At 34.7% G+C, this 25,661-nt stretch carries 17 protein-coding genes and 1 tRNA gene; 14 read left to right on the plus strand and 4 right to left on the minus strand.

Annotated features, from left to right (window positions below):
- Positions 1-52 precede the first annotated feature (52 nt).
- The 12 genes from surE (at position 53) to AC07XU_RS17055 (ending at position 17,614) form a co-directional block, all read left to right on the plus strand.
- Positions 53-886, plus strand: coding sequence for a 5'/3'-nucleotidase SurE (gene surE, locus AC07XU_RS17000; protein WP_494944827.1), 834 nt, complete (start codon positions 53-55; stop codon positions 884-886).
- Positions 887-891: 5 nt separating this feature from the next.
- Entirely contained in the window at positions 892-1,158 is a 267-nt protein-coding gene (locus tag AC07XU_RS17005) for a stationary phase survival protein SurE (RefSeq protein ID WP_494944828.1), read from the plus strand.
- Between the two features lie 57 nt (positions 1,159-1,215).
- Positions 1,216-2,334, plus strand: coding sequence for a lipid-A-disaccharide synthase (gene lpxB / locus AC07XU_RS17010; protein ID WP_494944829.1), 1,119 nt, complete (start codon positions 1,216-1,218; stop codon positions 2,332-2,334).
- Positions 2,335-2,340: 6 nt separating this feature from the next.
- A complete protein-coding gene (locus AC07XU_RS17015; RefSeq protein ID WP_494944830.1) occupies positions 2,341-3,345 on the plus strand; it encodes a LacI family DNA-binding transcriptional regulator in 1,005 nt (334 codons plus the stop codon).
- A gap of 362 nt (positions 3,346-3,707) precedes the next feature.
- Positions 3,708-6,728 carry a SusC/RagA family TonB-linked outer membrane protein gene (locus AC07XU_RS17020; protein ID WP_494944831.1) on the plus strand — a complete coding sequence of 1,007 codons (3,021 nt, stop codon included), beginning with the start codon at positions 3,708-3,710 and terminating at the stop codon, positions 6,726-6,728.
- Positions 6,729-6,739: 11 nt separating this feature from the next.
- A complete protein-coding gene (locus AC07XU_RS17025; protein ID WP_494944832.1) occupies positions 6,740-8,395 on the plus strand; it encodes a RagB/SusD family nutrient uptake outer membrane protein in 1,656 nt (551 codons plus the stop codon).
- Positions 8,396-8,582: 187 nt separating this feature from the next.
- Complete coding sequence (locus tag AC07XU_RS17030) at positions 8,583-11,054, plus strand: glutaminase family protein (RefSeq protein ID WP_494944833.1); 2,472 nt, start codon at positions 8,583-8,585, stop codon at positions 11,052-11,054.
- Between the two features lie 14 nt (positions 11,055-11,068).
- The gene (locus AC07XU_RS17035) at positions 11,069-11,965 is read left to right on the plus strand and encodes an ROK family protein (protein ID WP_494944834.1); all 897 of its coding nucleotides are present in this window, start codon (positions 11,069-11,071) and stop codon (positions 11,963-11,965) included.
- 11 nt (positions 11,966-11,976) lie between these two features.
- Positions 11,977-13,392 carry a glycoside hydrolase family 125 protein gene (locus AC07XU_RS17040; protein WP_494944835.1) on the plus strand — a complete coding sequence of 472 codons (1,416 nt, stop codon included), beginning with the start codon at positions 11,977-11,979 and terminating at the stop codon, positions 13,390-13,392.
- A 188-nt stretch (positions 13,393-13,580) separates the two neighbouring features.
- The gene (locus AC07XU_RS17045) at positions 13,581-14,573 is read left to right on the plus strand and encodes a basic secretory protein-like protein (RefSeq protein WP_494944836.1); all 993 of its coding nucleotides are present in this window, start codon (positions 13,581-13,583) and stop codon (positions 14,571-14,573) included.
- Positions 14,564-15,277, plus strand: coding sequence for a basic secretory protein-like protein (locus AC07XU_RS17050; protein ID WP_494944837.1), 714 nt, complete (start codon positions 14,564-14,566; stop codon positions 15,275-15,277). The genes AC07XU_RS17045 and AC07XU_RS17050 overlap by 10 nt, the downstream gene beginning before the upstream one ends.
- Before the next feature lie 42 nt (positions 15,278-15,319).
- Complete coding sequence (locus tag AC07XU_RS17055; protein ID WP_494944838.1) at positions 15,320-17,614, plus strand: GH92 family glycosyl hydrolase; 2,295 nt, start codon at positions 15,320-15,322, stop codon at positions 17,612-17,614.
- A gap of 39 nt (positions 17,615-17,653) precedes the next feature.
- Here the strand turns inward: AC07XU_RS17055 and AC07XU_RS17060 are convergent, their stop codons facing one another.
- Positions 17,654-19,444 carry an ATP-binding protein gene (locus AC07XU_RS17060; RefSeq protein ID WP_494944839.1) on the minus strand — a complete coding sequence of 597 codons (1,791 nt, stop codon included), beginning with the start codon at positions 19,442-19,444 and terminating at the stop codon, positions 17,654-17,656.
- Positions 19,445-19,897: 453 nt separating this feature from the next.
- Here AC07XU_RS17060 and AC07XU_RS17065 point away from each other — a divergent pair.
- Together AC07XU_RS17065 and AC07XU_RS17070 are read left to right on the plus strand one after the other, a co-directional pair.
- Positions 19,898-19,974, plus strand: a tRNA-Ala gene (locus AC07XU_RS17065).
- Between the two features lie 224 nt (positions 19,975-20,198).
- Positions 20,199-21,395: a tyrosine-type recombinase/integrase gene (locus tag AC07XU_RS17070; RefSeq protein WP_136878284.1), complete on the plus strand. Its 1,197-nt coding sequence runs from the start codon at positions 20,199-20,201 to the stop codon at positions 21,393-21,395.
- A 6-nt stretch (positions 21,396-21,401) separates the two neighbouring features.
- Here the strand turns inward: AC07XU_RS17070 and AC07XU_RS17075 are convergent, their stop codons facing one another.
- The 3 genes from AC07XU_RS17075 to AC07XU_RS17085 all read right to left on the minus strand — a co-directional run bounded on the left by AC07XU_RS17075 (position 21,402) and on the right by AC07XU_RS17085 (position 25,657).
- A complete protein-coding gene (locus tag AC07XU_RS17075) occupies positions 21,402-21,719 on the minus strand; it encodes a hypothetical protein (RefSeq protein WP_494944840.1) in 318 nt (105 codons plus the stop codon).
- A gap of 426 nt (positions 21,720-22,145) precedes the next feature.
- The gene (locus AC07XU_RS17080) at positions 22,146-24,524 is read right to left on the minus strand and encodes a hypothetical protein (RefSeq protein ID WP_494944841.1); all 2,379 of its coding nucleotides are present in this window, start codon (positions 24,522-24,524) and stop codon (positions 22,146-22,148) included.
- Positions 24,525-24,787: 263 nt separating this feature from the next.
- Positions 24,788-25,657 carry a GLPGLI family protein gene (locus tag AC07XU_RS17085; protein ID WP_136878287.1) on the minus strand — a complete coding sequence of 290 codons (870 nt, stop codon included), beginning with the start codon at positions 25,655-25,657 and terminating at the stop codon, positions 24,788-24,790.
- Positions 25,658-25,661 lie beyond the last annotated feature (4 nt).

Below are 25,661 nucleotides of genomic sequence, written 5' to 3' on the forward strand. Positions count from 1 at the left end.
TAGATGAAAATATATTGATTTGGCTTAAAATAATTCTCGTATTTTTACCAATATGAATAAAGACACTAAGAAACCAACAATTTTAGTTGTTAATGATGATGGAATAACAGCGCCAGGAATTAAAAGTTTAATAGAGGTAATGCAAGAAATTGGGCATGTGGTTGTAGTTGCACCAGATGGGCCACAATCTGGCATGGGCCATGCAATTACCATCGGCAAACCGCTCCGTTTTGATAAGGTAGATTTGTATCCTGGTGTAGAAATGTACAAATGCTCTGGAACCCCAGTTGATTGCGTAAAATTGGCCGTAAATATTGTTTTTAAAGGCAAAAAACCAGATTTATGTGTATCGGGCATTAACCATGGTTTAAACAATTCTATCAATGTAATTTATTCGGGTACCATGTCTGCTGCGGTAGAAGGGGCTATAGAAAAAATTCCTTCAATTGGGTTTTCACTTGATGATTTTGCGCAAGATGCCGATTTTTCGCATTGCAAATCATTTATCAAATCAATTGCATTACAAGTTTTAGCACATGGTTTGCCAGAGGCTACATTGTTGAATGTGAATTTCCCGAAGGGAGCTAACCTAAAAGGAATAAAAATTTGTAGGCAGGCAAATGCAAAGTGGGCTGAAGAATTTGATAAAAGAGAAGATCCGTACAAAAGGCCTTATTATTGGTTGACAGGGGTTTTCGAAAATTATGATAAAGGCGAGGATACCGATGTTTGGGCTTTAGATCATGGATATGTTTCGGTAGTGCCGGTTCAATTTGATTTAACTGCACATCATGCTATTCCAATTTTAAACAGTTGGGATTTTGAACAAAAAAGTGTTGGTAAAACTAAAGCTGTTAGCAAGGCCGATGGCAATCAACTAGGTTAATAAATATGAAGGTAGCTAATATTAAAAACACGGTTTGGAGCGGGCTCTTTATTGGCTTTATTGTGCCTTTATTGCCTGGTATTTTGGTTTGGCTAGTTATGCAAAATGTAGCGGTGCTTAAAAAAGCAGATTGGCTATTAATTTTATGTGTTGCTTTAAACGCATGGCTGATGAATTATTTTTTCAAAAAAAATAAGGATAACATTGCCAGAGGAATTATTAGTGTTACTTTTTTGTGGGCATTTGCCTTTTTCTTTTACAAGGTTTTTTAATTTATGAAGAATAGTCTCATATCTCATATCTCATATCTCAACACTCATATCTCATAAATGAAATACTATCTAGTTGCAGGCGAAGCCTCTGGCGATTTGCACGGAGCCAATTTAATGAAAGCCCTAAAGGTTGAGGACCCAAAAGCAGAATTTAGGTATTTTGGCGGCGATAAAATGCAAGCCGAAGGAGGTAAATTAGTAAAACATTATGCAGAGATGGCTTTTATGGGTTTTACAGAAGTGGTAATGAATTTACGCACCATTTTTAAAAACATGAAAGCTTGCAAAGCAGATATTTTAACTTACCAACCAGATGTTTTAGTGCTTATTGATTTTCCTGGATTTAATTTAAAGATTGCTGAATTTGCCAAAAAAAACGGGATAAGGGTTTGTTATTACATATCTCCTAAAATTTGGGCTTGGAACCAAAAAAGGGTTTTAAAAATTAAACGAGATGTAGATCAAATGTTTTGTATTTTACCTTTTGAGGTCGATTTTTATAAAAAGTGGGGCATGGATGTCAGTTATGTCGGCAATCCACTTTTAGATGAGAAAGCGCAGTTTAAGCCGAATGCCGATTTTGGAAATAAAGAACAGCTAACAGCAAAAAAAATTATCGCCTTGTTACCTGGCAGTAGAAAACAAGAAATAGAGCGTTTGCTACCAGACATGTTAAGTATCACAAATCAATTTCCTGACTATCAATTTGTGATTGCTGCCGCACCCACATTTACCGAAAACTATTATAATCAATTTATAGGCGATAAAAAAGTAAAGTTGGTATTTGCTCAAACTTATAACTTATTAGAAAATGCACACGCTGCTCTGGTAGCTTCTGGTACGGCAACCTTAGAAACCGCTTTGTTTAAAGTGCCTCAAGTGGTGCTTTACAGAGGTGGTGCGATTTCAGTCGGCATTGCCAGACTAGTAATTAAAATTCGATTTATCTCATTGGTAAATTTAATAATGGATAAAAAAGTAGTTGAAGAACTAATTCAAGAAGATTGTAATACAACTAATATTTCAACTAATTTGAAGCAAATTGTGGATGGTGAGAAGAGAGAACAAATGCTTTACGACTATGAAAAATTGAGTTTGTTAATGGGTAGGGAAGGTGCTTCTGAACGTACTGCAAAATTGATAGTTAATTTTTTACCTTTACCAAAACAGAATTAACCAAATATGAAAGCGCTTTCTATAAAAGATATTGCTCTAAAAGCCAATGTGTCTATCACAACGGTTTCATTTATCATTAATGGTAAAGCAAAAGAAAAATCTATCAGTGATGCTGTTATTAAAAAGGTACAAAAGATAATTGTAGATAGTGGTTATAAGCCTAATCAAATTGCCAGGAGTTTACGAACCGGCAATACAAATATCATCGGCTTAATTATTGAAGATATTTCTAACTCTTTTTTCTCTCGTATTGCTCGTTTAATTGAAGATAAAGCCTATAAAAAAGGTTATAAAATTATTTATTCGAGTACCGAAAATAATGTAGAAAAAGCGCAAGAGCTTATAAACCTATTTAAAAGTAGAAAGGTTGATGCATATATCATATCTCCAATTAAAGGTATAGAAGAAGATATTCAGATTTTACTTAATGAAAATAAACCGGTTATTCTATTCGATAGAAATTTACCAGAATTAAATACTAACTACGTTGGCGCCAACCATTTTGTAGCCTCCTATCAAGCGGTAGAGAGTTTCATCAAAATTGGGAAACGTAATATCGCCCTTGTTACCACAGATATTGATGTACAGCAAATAATTGAACGTTTTGAAGGCTATAAAAAAGCAATTACAGATTCAGCTTTGCCTTATCAGGATAGTTTAGTTTTAAAAGTTCCATTTAACCAAGCAGAAGCAATAACAATTAAACAGATTAAAACTTTGCTTAAAAACAAAGAAGTTGATGCGGTTCTATTTGCAACCAATTACCTAGCCATTAGCGGATTAAAAGTTTTAAAGGAACTCAATAAAAAAATCGATGAAAATTTTGCGGTAATTGGTTATGATGATCATGAGGCTTTTGAGCTACACACACCTAGTATTTCAACAATTCAGCAGCCGCTAGAAGAAATCGCAGAGACAATTATCAGATTAATATTGGCACAATTAGCTGCAAAAACTAAAATTCCCGATCAACAAATTATCATTCCTGCCAAACTTATTATCAGAAATTAATGCGATAATAATAGTCTAAATAACGATTATTTTAATGTAACAGAATAATTACTATTGATGATGTTTGTTAGAACTATAAATTTTGCTATTATTGAACTACTAAAACGATTTATTAAAACTATCTCGTTAGTTTTGATCCCGAATTAGTGTTAACCAAATGCTGTATGATATCTCTTAAAAAAGTAGCAAAAGCTCGAAGCTTTTTTTTTGGAAGCTTAGTAAAACGTTTTAGTGGTTTTATACTTTTCCATTCCTTGTGCATAATGATATCTCAAAATACCTATTCCCACTATAAACAATAACATAAGTCATCATTCCTAATTGTATAAATAACCTAATCCATAATTAAACAAAAACAGCTAATGAAAATTAATTTACTTAAAACTAAAGGGCTCTTTGCAATTATGTTGCTCAGTGTGCCTGCGTTTTCAATGGAAACCTGGAGTGTCATCCCCAATGGTTTTGTTGAATTAAAAATGCCGTGGCAACCTGCAAAAAAGGCAGGAATTGTTACTGGTACAGTAGTGGATAACTCGAACCAACCTGTACCAGGTGTGGGCGTTAAAAACATTACGAACGGTAAAAGCGCCATTACCGATGCAAATGGTAAGTTTAGAATTGAAACTACAAGTGATAATGATGTTTTAAGATTTACTTACATCGGCTTTGTAGCACAAGATGTTAAAGTGGGTACACAGACAAACTTGAGCGTTAAATTGGTTGAATCTGAAAATACCAAGTTAAGTGAGGTAGTAGTTGTTGGTTATGGTACGCAAACCAGAAACGAAATTACATCTGCTATTACTAAAATTGATACTTCTCAGTTTAGACAAAGTGGATCTAGAAATGCACTAGATTTATTAATTGGTAAAGTTGCCGGTTTACAAATTACCAGAACTGGTGGTACTAACCCTAACTCTGGTGTAGGTGTGCAGCTTCGTGGTGTTACAACCCTTGCCGGAACAGCAACTCCACTAATTATTGTCGATGGTATACCTGGTGGAAATTTAGATTTATTGCAGCAGGATGATATCGAATCATTTAGTGTTTTAAAAGATGGTTCGGCAGCGGCAATTTATGGTACCAGAGCAAATGCCGGTGTAATTATTGTTACTACTAAAAAGGGTAGAAGAGGCCCTTCACGTTTTGATTACAACTCGTTTGTAAGAACAGAAACTTTGGTAAAAAGACCAGATTTTATGACAGCTCAACAATATCGTGAGCGTTTGGCAAGTGGTCAGGTTTCTGGAACAGATTATGGTAGCGACACAGATTATTTCCAAGAGTTAATCAATAAAAATAATGTTTCTCATAACCATAACTTCGCAGTTTCTGGCGGTGGTGAAAGTTCGTTTTATAGAGCTGCGGTAAACTTTAGAGATATACAAGGTTTTGCTAAAGAAAACTCAAGAAAAGAGTATGGTTTACGTTTGAGTTTAACTCAAACTGGTTTAGATAATAGATTAACTGCGCAATTTAATGTGGCGGCTAATTTTAACAATGCCAATTTATTAGGCGGCGGTGGCTGGGAAAATGTGTTGACGAGAAATCCTACAGAATCTTATTATAATCCAGACGGTACTTACAAATTTACTAGAAACATTACTAATGAGATTGCAAGATTGGAGCAAGAAAGAAGTGGAGTACAACAACAAACTTCATCGGTTGATGGTAAACTTGATTTTCTAATTATTCCTGGTTTAAAAGCTTCTGTTTTTGGTGCCCATGTTAGAAACTGGACAATTAACAGTGAATATAGAGATAAAGCTAGTCAGAATTCTGTTGAAAATGCGCAGGCTCCAAACGGTGGTTATGCAGGTAAAAGCACAGGTTTAAATCAAAATTTCAACGTAGAACCTACTTTAGAGTACAATACAATGATTGGTTCTAACCACAAAATTACTGCAGTTGCTGGCTATTTTTACAGATACGAGGTTAATGAAGGCTTTAACGCTAATAATAGAGGTTATTTGAATGATCTTTTTGAAGACAACAACTTAGGTAGCGTGCCAGTTGTATTAAACCGTATCGCTATTGGTAGTTTTAAAAACGATAACACTTTAATTGCTGGTTTTGCAAGAATAAGTTATGCTTTTGGCGATCGCTTTTTTGCTCAAGCAAGTATCCGACGTGAAGGATCATCAAGATTTGGATCGAATAATAAATATGCAACCTTCCCTGCAATTTCAGGTGGTTGGAATGTTAGCCAAGAAAATTTCATGAAAAACGTGAAGTTTGTAAATAATTTAAAAGTTAGATTAGGTTATGGAGAAACTGGTAATACAGGTGGTAATTATGCTTCTTTGGTTACTTTAGGCGGCGGTGGTATCTATTTATTCCCTAGCGGTGAATATTTGCAAACTTATGGTCCAAACAAAAATCCAAATCCAGATTTAAGATGGGAAAAGAAAAAAGAAACCAACTTAGGTATAGACTTTGCCTTATTTAACAACAAATTAACAGGTGCTATTGATTTATATAACAGGGTTGTTCAAGATTTAATTGATAACTATACTTCACCACAACCTCCATTTATAACGAGTCAAATTACTACAAATGTTGGTACCATTTCTGCAAAAGGTATAGAGCTTACATTAGGTTACCAAGCAATTAAAAACAGAAATTTCTCTTGGAACATTGATTTTATAGGTAGTACTACAAGAAATAGATTAGATTCATATTCAAATGATGAGTATGCAAGGGATTTAAGAACTTTTAGCCCAATTGGTGGTTTCGGTGCTTTAGGTGATGCAGTAAGAACTTATGAAGGTAGAAATATTGGTGAGTTTTGGGGTAAAAGATTTGCTGGCTTTACACCTGATGGTAAATGGACCTTCTTTAACCGTAATGGTGATGTAGTTTCAAATGCTCAGATCAATACTTCATCTTTTAGAAATGTTACAGATTTAGCTGTAATAGGTAATGCAATACCTAAATATTATTTGTCATTAACAAATAATTTTACTTATAAAGGTTTCGATTTTAGATTCTTCTTAAGAAGTAAATTAGATTACGACATTTTAAATACTACTGCTTTGTCTTATGGAAATAAAAATGGAGTTACTAATTTAAATTTACTGAATAGTGCTTTTGATAAGTATGCTCAGCTAAACGACACTTATATGTACTCTGATTACTACATTGAGCGTGGTAGCTTTGTTAAACTTGATGAGCTTACCTTGGGTTATACTTTCAAAACCAATATTAAATCAATCAGAACTTTACGAGCATATGTAACTGGTCAGAATTTGGCTACAATTACAGGTTATACAGGTAATGATCCAGATTTTGTTGCGGATACTGGCTTAAATCCAGGTGTGGATTCTAGAAGTCCTTACCCGGCTACAAGACAATTTTTATTCGGTGTTGGTTTTGGCTTTTAATAATTACGAAAATGAAAAGATATAAAAAAATATTGCTTACCTGTCTAATCACTGCTCCCGTTTTTTTAATGAACGGCTGCACCAAATTAGAAGAAAACGTATATGATCAGTTAATTACTGATAATTTTTACAATAATAAAAACGAAGTTTTATCAGCGGTACTTAGACCGTATACACACGCTAATGCTTGGGTTACACCATCTGGTCAAGATGGTTGGTGGCGCCCTGCCGAACTTTCTGCTGATCAATTAGCATGGCCAACAAAAGGTAGACACGGTGAAGATGGAGGTAAATGGAAAAGATTGCATTACCATACTTGGTTAGCAGATGATGGGCCATTGAACAATGCATGGTCATTAATGTTTTGGGGTATGGGTTTATGTAATGATCCTATCGAAAACTTAGAAAAAAGAGATATCTCTAGAATGGGAATTACTCAGGTTGAGAAAGATGCTTATATCGCAGAGCTGAAATTGCTAAGAGCGTTTCACTATCTAAAACTGATGGATCTTTTCGGAAACATTCCTGTGGTAACTCAGGTTGGTATTCCAGCTAAGCCAGCAACTTTACCAAGAAAAGATGTTTTTGCATTTATCGAGAAAGAGATCAAAGAAAATATCGACAAAGCACCTTTGCATTCTAAAGCGATGACGGGTAGAATGAGCCAAGCTGGTGGTTATGCTATGCTTGTTGAATTATATTTGAACGCGGAAGTATGGACAGGTACAGCTCGTTGGGATGATTGTATCGCGGCAGCTGATAAATTAATTAGCGGAGCAGCTGGTGGTCAAAATGGAACAATGCAATTAGATCCAAATATTTTCGACCAGTTTAAATCTACTAATGATTTATCTAGAGAGGCCATTTTTTCTATCGCCTATGAGTTTAGAAATGCAACTTTTGAGCCATCTTGGACTGGAGAATTTTACCACTTTCAACAAGGTTTAATTTATGGTGGTAATAGAAATGGTAACGATGGTGTAGTTGTTGTGCCAGGTGTGTTTACCACTTATGATAACACTGATTTGAGAAAAAGAGGTTGGTTATTAGAAGGCCCGATGGTTAGATTTGATAACGGACAACCAGCCCTAGCAGCAGGAGGTAATGAGTACAGCGGTCAGCAAATTGTCTTTGTAGACAATATTAGAAAAAACAAAACTAATTCTACCGTTTCTAACATGAGTGAAGGTGAAGAGAATAGTGGTGTTAGATTTAACAAATACAAACTAGGTAACCAAATTGCTGGTGTTGTTAATGGTGTTGCTGTACCAATTGACCCGAACTACAACAATACAGATTGGAATATATACCGCTTAACTTGGGTTTATTTTGCAAAAGCCGAAGCCTTAATGCGTAAAGCAGGTAATATTGCTACTGCAGATGCAGTAACTTTAATTAATACTACAAAAAGAAGAGCTTATGCTGCAGCAGATTTTGTTCCTTATACAACTGCTACATTAACAATGGATGAGTTGTTAGCAGAACGTGGTAGAGAGTTCATTTTTGAAGGATTTAGAAGAAACGATTTAATCCGCTTTGGTAAATTTACCACAGCATCATGGTGGGATCATACACCTTCGCAACCTTTCAGAACTTTGTTTCCAATACCTCAAGTACAAAGAACACTTAATATTAATTTAACCCAAAATCCAGGATACCCTCAGTAATGGAAAAAGGTGCTCGAAAGAGCACCTTTTCTTTTGCGTTTAAAACAAAACATGGTTAAAGAATATACTTTAAGTATCGTTTAAGTTACAGTATATTGATCTTTTTAACCTATAAATGTTTTATTATTGAGTTCCTAAAACGTTTTACTAATCTTCTAGCCATTTATTTGTCAGATTGCCATCTTATATGAAAAAAGGTTATTTACTATTCCTGGTTTTTGTTGCTAATTTTTTTAAAATTAGTGCGCAAGATTTAGCACCTGCTTATCCCTTAATTACTCATGATAGTTACTTTAGTATCTGGTCTTTTGGTGGTAAATTAAATGCTAGTTCTACAAAACACTGGACAGGGAAAGAACAAAGTTTGCTAGGGATTTTAAATGTTGATGGCAAGAATTATCGATTTTTAGGAGCTGAGCCAAAAAACTACAAAAATATTTTAGCTACCGCTGAAGATGCACCGTATAGTGTAGTTTACAGTTTAAATCAACCTAATGAAAAAGATTGGTTTAATATAAATTTTAACGACAATGGATGGCAAAAAGGTGTGGCGCCATTTGGTGATGGGGCAAATGTTAATACCAAGTGGACTACAAATGAATTGTATTATCGAAGGAAATTTACAGTTTCAAATTTATCAAGTCATAAAAAATATTTAAAGCTTAATCATGATGACAATGTAGAGGTTTACTTAAACGGTAAACAGATCTACAAAAAAAATGGTTGGGTAAATCAATATGTATATCTGCCAATTGAAGATGGAATACTTAAGAATGGAGAGAACATCTTGAGCATTTATATTAAAAATACGGCGGGTGGCAGATATTTAGATGCAGGTATTGTTGAGGAGCTACCTCAAAACGCGAATGTATTGCTAGCAGAACAAACCAATGTCAAATTTGATGCAACTAAAACAACATATTGGTTTAAATGTGGGCCAATAAATTTAGAGGTAACTTTTACTTCTCCCTTATTGCTAAATGATATTAAGCTTACGTCAACTCCAATTAGTTACATCAATTATGCAGTAAAATCATCAGATGGCAAACCTCATCAAGTTGATTTGTATTTCAGTGCTTCGTCTGATATTGCTGTAAATAACTCAGGTCAAGCTGTTAGTGCAAGTCAGACTAATTCAAATGGCCTAGCAACTCAAAAAGTAGGAACAGTAGCTCAAGAAATTTTAAAAAAGAGTGGCGATGACCTTAGAATTGATTGGGGATATTTTTATGTTTCAGCGCCAGCAGATTTTAACACAAAACAATATATAGCACCACAAAGTGAAAGTTTAACTCATTTTATAAGTAAAAAATATCCTTTAAACAACCAATATCAAAATTCAAAAAGATTAGATCTGGTAACCATTATCCCATTTGGTAAAGTTGATCAAACTGTTGTAGAAAAATATATCCTTTTAGGTTATGACGACATTAAATCTGTTACTTATTTTGGCGAGCAATTGAAACCAGTTTATAGAAGTGATGGCGAGAGTGATTTTATAGATTTGCTTTCTCAAGCCAGCAAAAATTATCAAAATATTAAACTTAAATGCAACACTTTTGATCAAAAATTATATGCAGATGCATTAAATGCGGGTGGGAAAGAATATGCGGATTTATGCAAAATGGCTTACCGCCAAAGTATTGCTGCGCATAAAATTGTATATGCTCCAAATAAAGATCTTCTTTTTCTTTCCAAAGAAAATTTCAGTAATGGATCCATCAACACGGTTGATGTAACCTATCCTTCAGCACCACAATATCTAATTTACAATCCAGAACTTCTAAAAGGAATGTTAAATGGGATTTTCTACTATTCTGAAAGTGGGAAGTGGAAAAAACCTTTTCCTGCTCATGATTTAGGAACTTATCCTTTAGCAAATGGACAAACCTATGGCGAAGATATGCCAGTTGAAGAAGCAGGGAATATGATTATATTGACTGCTGCAATTGCTAAGGCAGAAGGAAATGCAAACTACGCACTAAAACATTGGGATATTTTAATGGTTTGGAGTGATTATTTATTGAAAGAAGGATTTGATCCAGCTAATCAGCTATGTACAGATGATTTTGCCGGTCACTTGGCCAGAAATTCGAATTTATCTGTAAAAGCAATTGTTGCTTTAGGTGCGTATGCGCAAATGGCAGAAACTTTAGGCAAGCGAGAAGAGTCTAAGAAAGTTAAAGATGCTGTTTTAGGTATGGTTAAAAAATGGATGGAACTAGCCAATGATGGCGATCATTATGCTTTAACATTTAATGATAAAAACACTTGGAGCCAGAAATACAACCTGGTTTGGGATAAGCTTTTAAAGTTAAATTTATTTCCACAAGAGGTTTATAAAAAAGAAATTAGTTTTTATTTAACTAAGCAAAATACATACGGCTTACCACTTGATAGTCGTAAAACGTATACAAAATCTGATTGGATTATATGGACAGCTACATTGACGGATAATCAAACAGATTTTCAAGAATTTATAAGTCCAATTCATCGCTTTGCGGCAGAAACGCAAAGTAAGGTGCCTTTAAGCGATTGGCATGAAACTACAAACGGAAAGATGATTGGCTTTCAGGCTAGAAGCGTTGTTGGCGGATATTTTATAAAAATGTTAGCTGATAAATGGGCAACTGCCAATAATAAAAATTTAAATAAATAGCACAATAAGAGAGAATGGAAAACCCTACGGTATTAGGTGTGGATATTGGTGGCTCGCATATAACCGCGGCAATAGTTGATTTAGATAAAGGAATTTTAGTTAAAGATTCTATTAAGAGAAATGATGTTAACTCAAGAAATGATAAAGAAGCAATTTTAACTGCATGGTGTAAAGTAATAAGAAGTGCCAATGGTGGTGCCTTAAACGAAAATAGCAGGATAGGTATAGCTATGCCAGGCCCGTTTGATTACACTAATGGTATTTCGTTAATCAAAGATCAAGATAAGTTTAATTCGCTATTTGGATTAAATATTAAAAAAGAATTGGCAGAGCGATTAAATATATCAGCGGCTAACATCAAGTTTGTTAATGATGCTGCTTCATTTATGTACGGTGAGGCAAATTATGGCGCTGCAAAGGGTTATAGCAATGCTTTAGGCATCACACTAGGTACAGGTTTAGGATCGGCAACTGCTATAAATGGTATTGCTAAGGATGCAGAATTATGGAATTCTAAATTTTTGGGTGGCATTGCCGAAGATTATTTATCAACCAGGTGGTTCTTAAAAAAATATACTGATTTAACCGGTAAAGAAGTTGATGGTGTTAAAAAGTTGGCATCAATGGTAAAAATTGATCCTTATGCAAAACAGGTTTTTAATGAATTTGGAAGAGCATTGGGCCACTTCTTGGCAGATTTTATAAAAAATACTGGTTCAGAAGTTGTGGTTTTAGGAGGTAATATTTCTAAATCATTTGATCTGTTTGGGCCACCACTAATAGAAAATTTAAAAGCTTATCATTTAAATACAGTAATCAAAATAACGAAGTTAAATGAACATGCACAATTGATTGGGGCGGCAAGCCGTTGGAAATCTGTGATAGAAGAATCAAAAATTGTACAGCACTAATAAGTTTAATTATGAAAAGAAGAACATTTATACAAAATACAAGTTTACTAGGAGCTGGAGTTTTAGCTTCGAAATTCTCTTTTGCAGGAACGTCAGATTTTCCGGTGGTTAGGGTAGAGGCTGGTAAACGTCATTTTACTAGCTTAGCAGTAGAAAATGCAATTAAAAAATTTCAAGCTAATGTTGCTGATAAAGAATTAGGATGGCTTTTTGAAAACTGTTTTCCAAATACGCTAGATACCACAGTAACACATGGTTTAAAAGATGGCAAGCCAGATACCTATGTAATAACTGGAGATATTGATGCCATGTGGATGCGAGATAGCTCTGCACAGGTTTGGCCTTACTTACAATTTGCAAATGAAGAGAAAAAGGTAAAAGATTTAATCGCTGGCGTGATCAATCGCCAAACACAATATATTCTTAAAGATCCATATGCCAATGCTTTTTACAATGATGAGCAAAAGGTTGGCGAATGGAAATCTGATAAAACTGCAATGAAACCAGGTGTGCATGAGCGTAAATGGGAAATAGACTCATTATGTTATCCTATTCGCTTAGCTTATCATTATTGGAAAAAAACAGGAGATAAAACACCTTTTGATGCCAATTGGAAAAAATCAATAACATTAATCCATCAAACATTTGTAGAGCAGCAACGCAAAACTAGTAAAGGTCCTTATCGCTTTCAAAGAGCGAGTTTGTATCCTACTGATACCTTATCTATGAATGGATATGGCTTTCCTGTTAAACCGGTAGGGTTAATCTGTTCTTCGTTTAGACCAAGCGATGATGCAACGATTTACCCTTTTTTAATACCATCTAACTTTTTTGCTTTAGGAAGTTTAAAACAAGCTGCAGAAATGGTAACTGTTTTACATAGTGATAAAGTATTGGCAGATAAATTAACTGCTTTGGCGAATGAAGTAGATGCTGCGTTAAAAAAATACGCGATAAAAGATCATCCCGAGTTCGGTAAAATGTTTGCTTTTGAAGTAGACGGTTTTGGAAGTGCTTACATGATGGATGATAGTAATGTGCCTAGTTTGCTCTCTTTGCCATATTTAGGAGCTATAGATGTAAATGATCCAATTTACAAAAACACTAGAAAATTCATCCTTTCAGAAAATAATCCTTTCTTTTTTAAAGGAACTGCTGCAGAGGGAGTAGGAGGGCCGCATATTGGACCCGACATGATTTGGCCAATGGCAATTACCATGCAAGGGTTAACATCTATAAATGATGCAGAAATAAAAAAATGTATCACTATGTTAAAAAATACACACGGTGGAAAAGGATTTATGCATGAAAGTTTCCACAAAGATGATCCTAAAAACTTTACCCGCAGTTGGTTTGCTTGGGCAAATACCTTATTTGGTGAGTTTTTATGGAAGATATATAATGAGAAGCCACATTTGTTAAAATAAAACACAGCCTAAGCTGTAAATAATTCAACTTTAAAGATTTTGAGTAAAACGTTTTATGTTGTAAAGTTGATTACAAAAAAATTAAATGCTCTTCATATAGTTAGTTAGTTAGTTAGTTAGTAAAACGCATGCTTTTTTTAAGGCTTGCGTTTTTACTCAAATTTAAAGCTTGATAAAAACACATATAAATGACCAAGTCAATTTCTATACTCACAACGTTTTTGCTCTTTGCCACTATTATTGTTAAGGCGCAAACAGAAACTATAAAGCGAGATCGTTTCACACTAAATATTACAAACCCATCAGCAATTGATAAAGTTGATGTTAAGACAGCACTAATTGATGCTTTTTTTGATACGTATCCAGCGTTTGCTCGTGCAGATGGATACAGAACCAAACGCGAAGTGAACTTAACAATTAGGTCGGGACTAGATAAAGATATCATTGCTAAAGAAGGTGACGTTTCACTAAGTGCCAATTGGATTAATGGCAATCCTGATAGGATAAAAAGCAAACTTCAGTCGGCACTTTCGGCTAATTGGGTTTCATCAGATACTACAACAAAAAAAGGTTACACTTTAGTATTTGTAAACAAAGACCCAGCTATAGCTCCAGATCTGCAAAATAAACTCACACAAACATTTTTCGCTGTTTATCCCAAATTGGTTAAGGAATATAATAAAAAAGCAAAAAGAGAAGTGTTGTTTGTGGTAGACACTGCTTACAAAGCTGTTGCAGAAGCAAGTGGAGGCCGTATTTTATTTAGTGCAGGGTATATGAAAAAAAATTCGACAGATGTAGATGTGGTAACTCATGAAGGCATGCATGTGGTGCAAGAATATGGCTACGGATCTGGGCCGGTTTGGTTAACCGAAGGCATTGCAGATTATGTAAGATATAAATTCGGGTATGATAATATTGGTTCTAAATGGAGTTTGCCAGCATTTAACGAAAAACAATCTTATAAAAATAGCTATCGTATAACTGCTCGGTTTTTTGTTTGGTTAGAAAACAACGTCAAAAAAGGGATCATAAAAACTTTAGACGACCAATTGCGACGAAAAGTATATACTGAAAACAGCTGGAAAGCTATTACTGGACAAACGTTGGATGAATTATGGTCTAGTTATTCTAAATCGCCAGAAGTAAAATTAACCAATCAAAAAGCGGTATGGAATTAGCATCTTTTATGCCTATCAATCATTATAAACCAAAAAACATGAACAAGTCGATTTTATTTATTTTGTTAATTGTTGCTTTTATAAATGTAAGAGCTCAAGAAACCAAAACTTTTAAGGAAAAAGGATATACCCTAATTTTTAAAAATAACGACGTTAACTTTGATCCAGTATTAGAGAAAAGAATGGTTGAAACCTTTTTTAAAGTTTATCCAGTACTGGCAAATGATTTTAATAAAAAAACAGATAAGGTGGTAACTTTTCATATAGATACAGCTTATAACGGCGTTGCAGCAACTGGAGGAGGTAGAATTGTTTATAACCCAGATTGGTTTAGAAAACACCCTGGTGATATTGACGTAGTAACCCACGAAGTTATGCACGTAGTACAAAATTATGGCAGAGGTGGTGGTCCAGGCTGGTTAACCGAAGGCATTGCAGATTATGTTCGTTACAAATATGGTATTGATAATGCTGGAGCTAAATGGGCCCTGCCTGCATTTAAACCAGAACATAATTATAAAAATGCCTATAGAATTACAGCCCGTTTTTTAAATTGGTTAGAAGTAAATGGCAATAATGGAATTGTTGTTAAATTAGATTCGGCTATGCGAAATCATACTTATAAGGAAAATATTTGGGTTGATTTAACTGGTAAAACAATAGATGAACTATGGGCTGCTTATGCCTCCAATCCCGGTGTTTAAGTAAGAGATTTTAAAATTTAAGAGATATAAAAATTACATAAAATGATTAAAAGAATATTAACCGTAGCATTGGTTTTTGCTGGTTTCGGTTTATCTGCCCAAACCGTAGGTAAACTAACTGATCCAGTGGAGTGGGTAAATCCCCTAATGGGAACTCAATCTAAACCATCATTATCTAATGGAAATACTTACCCAGCTGTGGGTGTGCCTTGGGGAATGAATTTGTGGACTCCGCAAACTGGTAAAATGGGCGATGGTTGGGCTTATACTTATGATGCTGATAAAATTAGAGGCTTTAAACAAACACACCAACCTTCGCCATGGATGAACGACTATGGCGCTTTTGCCATTATGCCTGTTACTGGCAAGTTAAAGTTTACTGAAGATCAAAGAGCAAGTTGGTTTACCCACAAAGCAGAAATTTCTAAACCTTACTATTACAGCGTTTACTTAGCAGATGCAGATGTAACCACAGAAATTACACCAACTGAAAGAGCGGCACAGTTTCGCTTTACCTTTCCTAAAACCGATAGTGCATTTGTAGTAGTAGATGCATTAAACAAAGGTTCTTATATTAAAATTATTCCTTCTGAGCGTAAAATTATCGGTTATACAACTAAATACGCTCGTGGGCCTTTGCCAAAAAACTTTAAAAACTATTTCGTTATCATTTTTGATAAAGATTTTGCTATTTCTAAAACTTGGTCTGGCGCTCAATTGAACAATACAGATTTAGAATTACAAAGTGATCATTCTGGGGCTGTTATTGGTTTTAAAACAACTAAAGGCGAACAAGTGCATGCAAAGGTAGCATCTTCTTTTATCAGCTTTGAACAAGCAGAAATTAGTTTGAATAGAGAAATTGCAAAAGATACTTTTGATGCAACAAAAAATAAAGCAAAAGGCATATGGAATAAAACTTTAGGCAAATTAGCAGTTGAAGGTGGGACTGTAGATCAAACCCGTACATTTTATTCATCATTATATCGTGCAGTTTTCTTCCCTAACAAATTGTATGAGATTGATGCCAATAACAAAATTGTACATTGGAGCCCATACAATGGAAATGTTTTGCCAGGTTATATGTTTGCCGGCACAGGTTTTTGGGATACTTTTAGGGCCTTGTATCCTTTCTTAAATATGGTTTATCCTTCTATTAACAAAGAAATGCAAGAAGGATTAATTAACGATTACAAAGAGGGTGGTTGGTTGCCAGAATGGAGCAGTCCAGGTTATGCAAATATCATGATTGGTAATAACTCTGCCTCTGTAGTAGCTGATGCCTATATTAAAGGTTTACGTGGTTACGATACGGAAATACTTTGGGAAGCTTTAAAACATGGCGCAAATAATGAAGGCCCAATGGAAGCAGTTGGACGTTCTGGCGTTAAATATTATAATGAGTTAGGTTATGTTCCGTTTGATGTAAAAGTTAGAGAAAATGCAGCCAAAACTTTAGAGTATGCTTATGATGATTTTGCAATTTACCAATTTGGTAAAGCACTAGGCAAACCAGCAAGTGAAATTGATATTTATGCAAAACGAAGCATGAATTACAAAAACTTGTTTGACCCAGCGTCTGGTTTAATGAGAGGTAAAAATGCTGATGGAACTTTCCAATCTCCTTTCAGTCCGTTCAAATGGGGCGGCGCATTTACCGAAGGTAACAGTTGGCACTATACATGGTCTGTTTTTCAGGATGTTGCTGGTTTAGCAAAGCTGATGGGTGGAAATGCAAAATTTGTAGAAAAACTTGATTCTGTTTTTTCTATGCCTCCAATTTTTGACGAAAGCGCTTATGGAGGTGTAATTCATGAAATTAGAGAAATGCAAATTGCAAATATGGGGCAGTATGCTCATGGGAATCAACCAATACAACATATGATTTATTTGTATAACTATGGTGGGGCACCATGGAAAACCCAATATTGGGTACGCGAAGCGATGAATAGGTTATATGCAGCCACTCCAGATGGTTACTGTGGCGATGAAGATAACGGGCAAACATCTGCTTGGTATGTATTCTCGGCATTAGGTTTTTATCCGGTTACGCCAGCTACAGATCAATACGTAATTGGCGCACCATTATTTAAAAAGGTAACTTTAACATTAGAAAATGGTAAAACGGTTGTGATTAATGCACCATCAAATAGTGCTGATAATAGATATGTGCAATCATTAAAAGTGAATGGCGCTACTTACGATAAAAATTGGTTAAGTCATTCCGCTTTGCTTAAAGGAGCAGTTTTAGACTTTAACATGTCGGCTACGCCAAATAAAACAAGAGGAACAAACGAGAGTTCATTCCCTTATTCATTTTCAACAGAGAAAAAATAATAAAATGAAAAAGGAGACAAATTTTGTCTCCTTTTTCATTTATAGCTTGCTAGCAATTTCTTCTAGCTTGCTCCTTAGCTCTTCGGGGTTAAACGGTTTGGATACAAAATCGTCAATCCCAGCACTGGTAATTTTGTCTCTAGCATCTAATGCTACTGAGGCTGTAAGCGCTATAATAGGTATATTTGCTTTAGCTTGATCAGGATGCTTTCTGATCTCCGCAGTTGCCTCATAGCCATCCATTAATGGCATGTGTATATCCATCAAAATTAAGTCATAGTCCTTATTGTTAAACGCAGCAACGGCTTCTACGCCATTGCTAGAAAAATCAGGAATTATATCCCATTTAGCCAAAAGCTTTTTCATTAAAAGCGTATTCATTTGGTTATCTTCGGCCACTAAAATAGATAGATTGCTGATGTTCATATTGGAGCTTGATAAACTTGGCGCTAATTTGTTTGTTTCCATTGCAAACCTATGTAACTTATAGTTAATATCAAACATAAATGTTGTGCCAACTCCCTCATCACTAATCGTTGTTATTTTACTTTGATGCAATTCCAATAAATTCTTTACAATAGCTAAACCTAAACCTGTGCCGCCATATTTTCTTGTTGTGCTGCTGGAGGCTTGAGAAAACGACTCAAAAACTATTTCTTGTTTATCTTTAGGGATTCCAATACCTGTATCGCTAATGCAAAATTGGATTTGAATAACATCATCGGTACAATTAATAATTTTTATTTTAACGTTTACACTTCCATTTTCGGTAAATTTTAGTGCATTATCAATTAGATTGATCAAAATTTGAGTAAGCCTAGTAGGGTCTCCAATTACAGCAACATTATTAAGGCTTTCATCTGTATCTAAAACAAATTCTACATTTTTTTCGGCCGCTTTAAAGTTAAAACCTGCAGCAATACTTTTAATTAATTGAATAATTTTAAAGGGTATTTTTTCTAGCGTTATTTTTCCAGATTCAATTTTATTGATATCTAAAACGTCATTTATAAGCGTTAGCAAATTGTTGGCAGAGAATTTTAATAGCGTTAAATTTTCAGATTGATCATCTCGAGGGTTATCCAATAACAGTATATCAGTCATCCCTATGACGCCATTTAAAGGTGTGCGAAGTTCGTGAGATATAGTGGAGAGAAAATAAGTTTTTGCCTTGGCAGATTGCTCAGCTAACAAAATTGCGGTTTTTAATTTTTCATTGAGCAGTTTCTCTTCTGCTTGCTTTTCGTTAAGGCGGTTAATTGTTAGGTTAAAAGCATTAAAAAAATGATATTGCACATAAATAATAAGGAGGAAATTAAATGAGAATACGCTTAAAAAGGCAAATGTATTCGCTTCTTTTGCTCCAACATTTGTCATGGCATCTTTACCGTAAATAACAAAATAGAAAAGCATAAAACTAAGACTAATGGTAGAATAGAAAATGCCCCATTTAGTGCCTAAAAGATAATAGCCCAAAATAATTAAGAGGAGCATCCATTGTAAGGATATAATTTTTACTCCTTGTAAATTAATAAAGGTATTAGTCCCTATTAAAAGTGCCAATAATATGCAACAAAAATGAGCAGCTAACTTCCACCGTGTAGTATTTAATAAAAGCCAAATTAAATAACACTGAAAAAGAGCAATACAAATTGATCTTGTTAAAAGAAAAGTAGAGTTAATTTTTAAATAAAAAGTTGGTAAGGTAATTAAGATGATAAATAGGCTAATTAATAAAGCATTTATTAAAAATTGTGCTCTAACTTTGTTTAGCGGGTCTGGGTCGTTTAAAAACAAAATTTTGAGCTTTTTATTAATGTATTTTAACATAGGGTGAGCGGCTAGGATGTACAAAAATAAGGGCATAGTTAATGAAGCCTCAAGATTATTGTAGGCATTTCATGAACCATTAACGCATTATTTCTGTATAAAGATTGTGTGATTAGATAGGGATGATACAATAGGTTAATTTAACTCTAAATTAATAAATATAAAAGACTGCCATAATTTTTTTATAAATTACAGGGAATTGTATCAATCAATTTATACTCTTGTTGAAAATACTTGTATACGGTTTTACATAATATCTTTTGCAAGCATAAAAGTTTTATTACATTTGTTCAAAATATGGAGTATTAGCTCATTTGGCTAGAGCGCTTCGCTCAGCTTGAAAGGGATGATTGTTTCGGGTAGTAAATACATAAAAGGGGGATTAGCTCATTTGGCTAGAGCGCTTCGCTCGGCTTGAAAGGGATGATTGTTTCTGGTAGTAAATACATAAAAGGGGGATTAGCTCATTTGGCTAGAGCGCTTCGCTGGCAGTGAAGAGGTGATCGGTTCGAATCCGATATTCTCCACCAAGACCCGTAACGTATCTGATAATCAACGATTTAGTAGGTTATCAGATACCTACTCAGCCAAAAGTCAGCCAAATTCGGAAAACATCGAAATTAGGCCAGAAACAGCGGTGGGTAATCCGGCATTCTCCACGAATGCCTGTAAAACATCTGATAATCAGTCTTTTAGACGATTATCAGATGTTAATTTAGTCAGAAGTCAGCCACAATGCTTATCTTTAGATTACATGGCAGCTCCAGAAATACCTTATACTATTCCTAAACTGGTCAAAGGAAAACGGGTCACAACCGTTCCAAAGGGCAGCACATGGGCAAAGGAAGAGGCCAAACAGAACTGGTATGTAGAATTCTTTTTCCATAATGCTGAAACAGATAAAATGGAACGTTTCAGACCGACCAAAAACCTCAATAGGCTCAAAGACCCCAAAGAAAAGCTAAAACAGTTTACCAGATTATGTGATGCTTACAAGATTGCATTAGAGGGCGGATGGAGTCCGATTGATGAAAAGGCGAACGATAGACTGAAAAGGCAGGTATCCTCTCTGACCCTAGAAGCCGCCAAAGATCTTTTTGAAGAATACCATATTGCAAAGGGAACAAGAAAGAAATCCCGTCAATCTTATCTATCAAAGATCAATCAGTTCCTTGCCTATTATGGACCTGATAAAAGGGTAAGTGAAATTTCAGATTATGAAATTACCGAGTTTCTAAACTTCATGGAAAGGAAACGCGAATGGACTGGAGTTACCTATAACAGCTCAAGGATCATCCTTAACAATTATTTCAGGTACCTAAAGATCAACAAATATATCGCTGAAAATCCCGTGACCGATATCGAGACCAGAACAAAAATCCCGACCGAATCGCATCAGGTGTTTTCCGATAAGGACTTTAAGGCTATTATGAAATGGCTGAATGAGCACGACCAGTATTGTCTTTTCTTTGTGAAGATGATATACTATACCTGCATTAGGCCTAAAGAACTGCGATATCTTCAATTGAAGCACATCAATCTTGCTCAGCGTGTGATTACCGTTCCTGCAAGCATTTCCAAGAATAAAAAGTCCTTGCCTGTTAGTATTGATGAAAGCCTGAGCCGTGAACTGAAAGCACTTAAATTATCTTCCCATGAAGACACTGATTATTTACTGGGCTCGACCGAAACGATTATTAGCGAAAAGAGGATAGGGGAAAATACACCTTACAACCGTTTCCAGAAATGCTTAAAGGCCACAAAGCTCGATAAGAAAAACTACACGCTATATTCCTTCAAGCATTTTTCCAATGTAAAGAAATTTAAGGCGGGATGGACGTTGGCCGAAATCTGTGCTGCCAACAGACATGGAAGTCTGGTCGAGACCGAAACTTATCTAAAGGATCTTTTGAAGTTTGTAAAGAACGATAAAACTATCCCGAAAATTTAGACAACGCTATTTTTTGCGTTTTCTTGGTATGCCGAGCAATATTTCCGCGAGAAATTTTTCCGTCAGGTTTTTTTCTTTTTCAAGTGCATCTTTTGGAAAGTGCAGTGCATGTATTTCGTTGATTTTTTTGTTTATGTATTCAATGCGATTAAACCTTTCATCCAGGATATCCAATTTTTGCGAGAGGATGGTGATAAGGTCTGTCAGGCCTTCAATAACTTCCTCAATGCTCTTCTCCCTATCCCCGCAATAGCATTTTTGTGATGCCTCTTGGCATAACGGTTGGGAATCTTCGGCTAACTTGTCAAGGCATTGGGTTTCCATCTCATCTCAATATCTAGCAAAGATTACAATCGTAACTTTACCGATTGGTGGATGAACCGGGTTATAACCCAATGTAATTGAGTTTGACTGTTAATCAGAGGGTCGCTGGTTCGAGCCCAGCAGAGGGAGCTCACAATCAGTGAGTTAGCCCCCACTCCGTCCGAGTGGGGCTTTTTATTTGCACACGATTTGCACACGAATTTGACTAAAAAATTTAATTATTTTGGAGAAAATGATTTTTGGGAATAACTTAGAAAGTTCATTTATCACTTAAAACCTGATGAACTCGTGAAGACGGATGTTATAATGGATCCATATAGACTAGTTAAAATGAGGATGAAATAGTCAATAATCTATAAGTAAAGAAGAGAGTAACGCTTTCTAAAGCTAAAAAAGGATTAAAACTTATTTCTAGAATAAGAATGCTTAAAAGTTAAATAGGAAACTTAGCAAAAATATTCTACCAGGAATAGTATAAGTATTGAAAGTGGTGGTATTTTGTAACTGATTTGAATAAACAAATGTTTTGGTATTCAATATGTTATTAGCCCGTAACTCAATTTCAAATTTCTTCTTATTAAACTGATATCTATTCGAAAGATCAACAAAAGTATAAAATTGCTCTTCTACATTAGACTGTTTAATATTCCCTCTTTCAGACGATAATTTAAAAAAAAGGTTTTTTAGGGGAATGTAATTTACAGCAAACTTATGACTAATCTGTCTGTTAAATAAATCTTTTGATATGTCTACGTTGCTAAACTTACCATTATAATTAAAAGATATTTTATCATTTATTTTAGTCTCGACTCCTAAACCTAAACCTGCAACATTTGTTTTAATGGGGAGAAAGACTCCGTTTTGCAAAATATTCTGTGAAAATGAAGAGAAGAACGGACTTGCAGTTAATGTTGAAGATAGTGGAAACAAATACTTACTAAAATAAGTATAAATAGATATGTTTCGATTATTATTTTCAACTGGTAACATTTCTTGACTTAGGAAGTTTGTATCTGTTGTATTTGAGCTAATTATATTTGATCTTGACAATAATAATTGTAAGTCAACGCTCATGAAGAATAACTTTTCTACTTTGGACATTTTATAGTTCAAATTGGTCATGTGGGCAGTACGTTGATTTTGGATCCCCGAATTTGAAATTAAAGTTCTATAATCGGTTAAAACTAGCCCGCTGAACAAATCGCTCACTTCTCCAAAATCATTGGATAACCTATAAGTCAACTCTACACTTTTCTGAACATCTAATTTATATCTCAAACTAACTTTCGGGGTAGAGAATACTTGAGAATTTGTTGTTTCAACGTTATTGGTTCTTTGCGAGAATTTGGTTGTTTGAAAAAAGATCGGAAGTTCCAAGTCTACTATAAGCTTTTTGCCCGCAATTTGTAAACGGGGTTCGAGGTACGCCTTAGTTTGTCTCCAATAAACGTCATTTAAACCATTAGGAAAATTTACTCTAATAGATGAACCAGATGGCAGGAAAGAAAGAGTAGAGTTATAATTTTGTTGTTGAAAATTCAGTCCTGTTTTAAAGTCTATCATTACACCTTTTATGGGGTATTTGAAAGTTATGTTGTTATTGAAATTCAGGGTTGGTATTGAGACACTTTGTTCTACATTGGAATATGGCATACCGTTATTGAAAATGCTTGCGCTAGGAGCGGGCGTTATTGATAAGATCTCAGGAGCCTTATAAATACTTATTTGGGAGTAAGAGTTTAAAATTAATCCAGAATTCAAGATAGTCATATGATTAATTTCATTAGATAAACTTGCTGGCAAATTTGATAGATTTTGATCTGTGACCCGATTATTGGCAGCGAGGGTAGACCTGCCAATATTTCTGTTAAAGTCAGATTTCAGTGTATTATTCAAATATATATTTTTTTTATTAATATTTAAATTTGCTTGTAAATGTACTAAATCTAATCTGGTCTTTGTAACCTGGGTTTCGTTATAAGAAATCAGGGATTGTGGTAATTGAACAATGGTCTCAGATTCATTTTTTCTAGATTGAGTGTCATTTAGATAAGATACGTTGAACTTGAACTGAATGTCCTCGCCCCATTTTATTAAATTATTGATATTCAATAATGTGACCTTATTGAACAAAAAACGCTCAGAAGGAAGGTTTGGATCGCCAGTGCTTCCAATGGATAATTGATCGACAGGATCTCCAAACATTGTAGGTCTTTCATCATTTGTTTTATGGGAGATTATGTCAGAGGATACATCATTTCCAATGTTGTTGGCTTTTATAGAATTTATTGCTTTAAACTTGTTTTTAAACATCATTAGGTTCAAATCTCCATCGTATTTTTCAGGAGTTCCTAGCGCCGCCTTTGCTTGTCCAAGTAGTTGTACCTTTGAATTATCTTTAAGTTTAAGATTTAAAACTAATTTATCGCTTAGTTCCTTGCCTTGGAGCATCTTAATTGCTTGGTGATTTTGTAATATTTGAATCTTTTCAACTGCAGAAGCTGGTATTGATCTGGTTGCTATATTGTAGCGGTCATCTAAAAGATCGTCACCTTCAATGTAGAAACTAGATATTTGTTTTCCGTTAAAACTTATCTTCCCATTTGCATCAACTTTAATTCCGGGCATCCTTTTTAATACATCGCCTATAACCATATCTTGTTCAGTACTAAATTTTGAAACCAGGTAATCGACAGTATCACCATTCAATGAAATGCCAGATTTCACCTTTGTAATCGAAACCTCTTGTAAATGGTATGCATCTTCTGTTAATTTGAAGTTATAGAAATTTTCGAAACCAGACATTTTTCTTAGAATAGGCTTATACCCTATACAACTTATTCTAAACATTAGGTTTGTTGTATCAGTATTTGCAGGCAATGTTAAGTTGAACCTCCCATTTTCGTCAGTAACGGCATAAGAAATGATTGTTCCACTGCTTCTGATCAAATTTACACTAGCGGAAAAAATATTTTTTGATAGACTATCGGTCACTTTTCCCTCAATCTTTTGGGCTAAACTAATCGTCTGGCTAGTTAATAAAATAAAGGCAATGAATGCAATTTGCCTCATTTAATTGAAGGTAATTCTAAAGGGTTGTTTATAACATTACTAAAGGAAGCCTTAGGTTTTTTAATACTAATTGAGCTAATTTTGCTTCTATCGACATTAGCAAATGGTCCAGTATTTTTACCTGGTCCTACCATCTTAGAGAAAGCTGCAGGATCTGTTCTTTCAAGCTTCTCTAATTTCGCAAACTCTTCTGGGGTAATTTTAATAACATCGTCAGGTAACGTAAGTAAGATATTTTTGCTTCTCACATCACTAAATGATTGAAGTTTAAAACTTACTTCATTTTTAGTATCGTATACCGAAATTATTAGTCCAGGGAGCCCATTGAACTTCCACGGGCCAGTTTGGAAAGGCATGTCTGCGCAGAACCAAGCATTATAGTCTCTGCCACCAAAGACTGTTGTTGCAAGTTGACATTTTAATCCCTTAATAGTTAAGGTATCCCCTTTTATCTGCCAATTCATTTTTGGTAGGCTTTGTTCAATTAAAAAGGGGTTTCCTCCTAAGAGTTGCTTTACAAATAACTTTTTCTCAGCAAGAAACTGAAAGTATTCGCTTGTCGTAACTTGCCTACTTCCAGAAATATTAAAGCTCACTTTATTTGGATCAACAGCGTTTTTCAGCTGTTCTTGAATCTGATTGTCGATCATTGCTTTATCTTTAACTGCATCAGCACTACTGTAAAAACTTGAAGTCTTACTTATGAATAGATTTAATTCTTCTTCATATGGTTTATCCCTTTGTGTAGTGTCTCTTAAATGAATAAAGTTATAAATAGCATGCCCGACAGCGAGCTCTGATTTTTGAGCTAAGCAGATATTGTAATTCAATACTGTTAGAGAAATTAATATAATGATTTTTTTCATATTA

Source organism: Pedobacter sp. GW456-11-11-14-TSB4, from assembly GCF_059424425.1.